4 protein-coding genes are annotated in these 4181 nt (G+C 35.0%); 2 read left to right on the top strand and 2 right to left on the bottom strand.

The window, feature by feature from the left end:
• Positions 1-184: 184 nt before the first annotated feature.
• Together B5E79_RS13040 and B5E79_RS13035 are read left to right on the top strand one after the other, a co-directional pair.
• On the top strand, positions 185-910 hold the full coding sequence (locus B5E79_RS13040; protein ID WP_087298340.1) for a sulfite exporter TauE/SafE family protein: 726 nt from the start codon (positions 185-187) through the stop codon (positions 908-910).
• A gap of 12 nt (positions 911-922) precedes the next feature.
• Entirely contained in the window at positions 923-1723 is an 801-nt protein-coding gene (locus B5E79_RS13035) for an SDR family oxidoreductase (protein ID WP_087298339.1), read from the top strand.
• A 208-nt stretch (positions 1724-1931) separates the two neighbouring features.
• Here B5E79_RS13035 and B5E79_RS13735 read toward each other — a convergent pair whose 3' ends face one another.
• Both B5E79_RS13735 and B5E79_RS13730 read right to left on the bottom strand, forming a co-directional pair.
• Positions 1932-2618: a group II intron reverse transcriptase/maturase gene (locus B5E79_RS13735; RefSeq protein ID WP_224759480.1), complete on the bottom strand. Its 687-nt coding sequence runs from the start codon at positions 2616-2618 to the stop codon at positions 1932-1934.
• A complete protein-coding gene (locus tag B5E79_RS13730) occupies positions 2587-3672 on the bottom strand; it encodes a reverse transcriptase/maturase family protein (RefSeq protein ID WP_087305636.1) in 1086 nt (361 codons plus the stop codon). Before B5E79_RS13730 ends, B5E79_RS13735 begins: the two co-directional genes overlap by 32 nt.
• Positions 3673-4181 lie beyond the last annotated feature (509 nt).

The raw sequence follows: 4181 nt of genomic DNA, 5'->3' as shown, positions 1-4181 counted from the left end.
CAGGAGTAGAGAGATCAATCATAAGAACACCACCTAAGATGATTATACAATACAAAAAAGCGATAATCATCAAAGATGATTAATCGCCATGGACAAAATTTATTTTGTCCTTTTTTTATGGGCTGGTTTCATTGTTTCATGATGAATTCCCTGATAAATTGATAGTCGTTAGGAGGAATCATAGATGGAAATGATAGGTTATATTTTATTACCAGCATTTGTCGCTGGCATTATTCAGGGAGTGACAGGTTTTGGGGCTGGCGTTGTCATGATGATGTTTTTGCCTTTGCAGTTTAGTGTTGTACAAAGTGCGGGAGTTTCAAGTGCTATTTGTATGATTTTATGTGCGGCCATGGTTTATCGTTATCGTCATACAATTAATTTTAAAAAGATTATCGGGCCAGCCGTTTTATATTTATTTGTCAGCAGTGTTTCTATTTTATTTGCAAAAATGATTGATCAAAATATCATGAAAATCATTTTAGGTATTTTCTTAATTGTTTTATCTCTTTATTTCCTTTTCTTTTCTAAAAACGATATTGAACCTAAAGGCATCGTTGCTTTATTATGCATTATCATTTCAGGTGCCTGTGATGGATTGTTTGGTATTGGAGGACCATTAATGGTTATCTATTTCTTATCAAAAACAAAAGGAAAAGAAGAATATTTAGGAACAATACAATGTTTCTTTTTAATCAATGTTGTTTATTCAACAGCTTTTAGAGTCATTAATGGTATTTTGACAGTTGATTTATTTGGTGGCATTGGTTTAGGAATGGCTGGTATTTTATTAGGTTTATGGATTGCCAATAAGATTGTAGATAAATTAGATGCTAACCTCATTAGAAAATTAACTTATGTTGTCATTGGATTATGTGGTTTATCCAATGTCATCACAACATTATTATAGGAGGAATGAAAAATGGTTAATGTGATGGATTTGTTTCGTTTAGATGGTAAAGTCATTGTCGCAACAGGAGCGACTGGGTATTTATGTTCACATTTTGTGGAAGCTGTAGCACAGGCAGGTGGAAGTTTGGCTATGATTGATATTCCATCAAATGTTGACAAACTTAAAGAATTAGCACAATCATTAAAGAATCAATATGGTATTGAAGTTCGTTATTATATGGCAGATAATTCAAAGGAAGCTGATATTCAAAAAGTCAGTGAACAGATCATACAGGATTTTGGGCATATTGATGGTTTGATTAATGCAGCAGGTGTCAATCAGCATGGCAGCATTCAAGATTATACCGGTGAAGATTATGCAAGATTAATGAATATTAATATTGTTGGAACATTTTTATGTTGTAAATATTTTGGACAATATATGGTTAAACAAAAACAGGGGTCTATTGTGAATATTGCCTCTTTTACAGGAACAATTGTGAATAAACCACCATTTAATATGTCAGGATATTGTACATCAAAAGGTGGAGTTTTACATTTAACAAGAAGTGTTGCCAGTGAATATGGAGAATATAATGTCAGAGTCAATAGCGTATCTCCAGGTTTTCTAGAAAAAGGGATGAGCAATGTGAAAAACTTTATTAAATTAAATGATCCAAGAGTGTTTGAAAACTCAATGAACAATACACCTATGCATCGTGTAGGTAAACCTACAGAATTAATTGGTGCAGTTTTATATTTATTATCTGATGCTTCAACTTATACAACAGGCATTGATATAATGATTGATGGCGGATATCATGTCTGGTAATCGAACAAACTTTTAGGATGAAAATCTTAAAAGTTTTTTTGTTTGAAAGTCAAAATATATATATCGTTTGTATGATTATGTCAAAAATGAATTCTTATCTTTTTTTGTATACTGTTATTTGACTCATAAATGAAATAGGCGAAGTCTAGAAGACCTCGCCCCTTCCCGAACCGTACGGGCACCTTTCAATGCATACGGCTCTCCATTTCTAAGTGAGTTTTCGTTTTGCGATTTGATTGTATTCTAACAGGTTCTGACTGACCTTTATAAAACATTCTCTACACAAACATATCTGCCTACGGTTTATTCTTATCATTTCTTTAATGATATGAGAATAAGGCATATGCAGTGAACTTATCCTTCTTCTATGAAACATGACATGATGTTGTGGATTGCCACATATGTAACAGTTTCTTTTGAGAGGATTCGTATCTCTATATCTGTATTCCACATCTTGCTTGATTTTACTAAGCCACTGTGAGAAGAATGTCTTATCTCGTTTGAATGAAGAGTGCAAAGCTAATTTTATTGTTTTGTCTTTGCCTTTGTCATTCGTATATGAATAAATCAATTGTGAGTGATATTTTTTAAAGACTTTCTTTAATGAGATATCACATTTACGTGCAATCGTATAAGCAATGGAATATTGGATGATATATTGGATTCTATGCATATCATAGTAATTTCTACACCCTTGATTATTATTGACTAGACCTCTAAGAACCTGATTACCATAGGTAATGATGTCTTCAGTAGGATTGCATAATAATCTCTTTATGGAAGCAGGATATCCAAAGGCATTGCACATTCCATTGTCGCGTAGTTTGTGTATGAGTTTTTGATTGTCAATGAGGATGTCAATGTTAGGGAAATCTCCTGTTGATGAGATAACCAAGAAAATGTGCTTTTTCGTTTTTTGCGTGTGTAATCAGTGTCTTTTCTTCGCTAAGTCTTAGATGAAGTTCACTTTCAAGAAAGTGTTTGATTTCTTGTTTAAGTTGTTCGGCATATGCTTTTGAAGAAATAGTTCCTACTAGAAAATCATCTGCATAGCGTACGTAATGTACTCTACGAAAGTTAGGGTCAAAAACATCAACTGATGAAGTTGCTTTCAGTTCTTTCCTTAGTCTTTTGATTTCCTTGATATCATGCACTGATATCGCTTTGTTAAGCTGATATCTCAGTTTGGCATATTTTGGATTTTGTTTACGATATTTACCTTTTGTATCTCTTTGAATGATATTCTCCATGAATCTGTCCAGTTTATCTAGATAGATATTCGCTAGTATTGGACTTGCACAAGAGCCCTGAGCGTTACCTCGTTTCGTTGTCTGGAAGTTATGCTCCATATCGAAGTAACCAGCTTTCAGTAGTTTATTGATGAGACGGATAAAACGTTCATCATCAATCCTTTCACGAAGAATAGACTCTAGGATACGATGGTCAATTTCGTCGAAACATGCAGAGATATCGCCCTCAATAAACCAAACAGTAGAACGCCAGGTTTCCACTTGAGCCAATGCACTGTGCACACTGCGATTGGGACGAAAGCCATGAGAAAGATTTGAGAATGTAGGTTCATAGATACATTCAAGTATGATACGAATACATTCTTGAACTAACTTATCTTTACCATTAGGGAAACTAAGTTTACGCATCTTTCCGTTTTTCTTGGGAATGTAAGTGATTCTGTTCGGTTGTGGCTGATAGCTTTCATCCCTAAAGGATGAAATCAAATCATCAATCCATTCTTCGCAGAATCCATGAAGAGAAGTTCCGTCACTGCCAGCAGTTTCAGCACCATCATTGGATTTGATACTGTTATAGGCAATGTAGTAGAAGTCTCTATCATATAAAAGACGATAGACATCTTTATTGATGTAACAGTGATTTATACTGTTACGGGCACGAAAACCTTCTAGTTTCGTTAAAAGTTTTTGGTGACTCATTCGGGTCAACTCCTTTCAAAAATAGAAATTAGAAACTGTCTCCTTTCACCATGTATTATCCATTACAGAAAATCGTTGGGCTACTGTAGAGACTCTCTACCCGTGATGGTTTGAATAAAGGAAACCAGAGCACTAGGGTATATCACGGTAACACTTAATATAGTCACTCCATACTTAGGTATCCAATTGGTCTTTTGGGCTGACGATGTCAGCTGTGCTAAACAGCCTGCTTATATTCAACCTTTCCTATATTGAATATACAGTTTAGAGACAGGAGTGGTTACCTGAATGTCTTCCTAGAACCACAAGACTTGGATTCAACTCTAGAAGCTTTACCATATATGGCCTAGCTTGCCAAGCTACTCGTTCATAGAGAACTAATCTTGGCTTTACCGACATGCTTTGGTCCCCGTTGGGTTATCCCCGCGAGGTAAGTCGGTTGCTTTACATCGCATTGCAGGAGCGATGATTTCAAAAGAAATATATATTAAGCGCAAGAACGTGCGCAC

This window comes from Massilimicrobiota sp. An134 (assembly GCF_002160815.1).
In the GTDB taxonomy this organism is placed as follows: domain Bacteria; phylum Bacillota_I; class Bacilli_A; order Erysipelotrichales; family Coprobacillaceae; genus Allocoprobacillus; species Allocoprobacillus merdigallinarum.
This window is presented reverse-complemented; position numbering and strand designations above follow the sequence as displayed.

Coding starts and splice junctions, on each gene's coding strand:
- B5E79_RS13040 (WP_087298340.1), top strand. CDS start 185: ATGGAAATGATAGGTTATATTTTATTACCAGCATTTGTCGCTGGCATT.
- B5E79_RS13035 (WP_087298339.1), top strand. CDS start 923: ATGGTTAATGTGATGGATTTGTTTCGTTTAGATGGTAAAGTCATTGTC.
- B5E79_RS13730 (WP_087305636.1), bottom strand. CDS start 3,672: ATGAGTCACCAAAAACTTTTAACGAAACTAGAAGGTTTTCGTGCCCGT.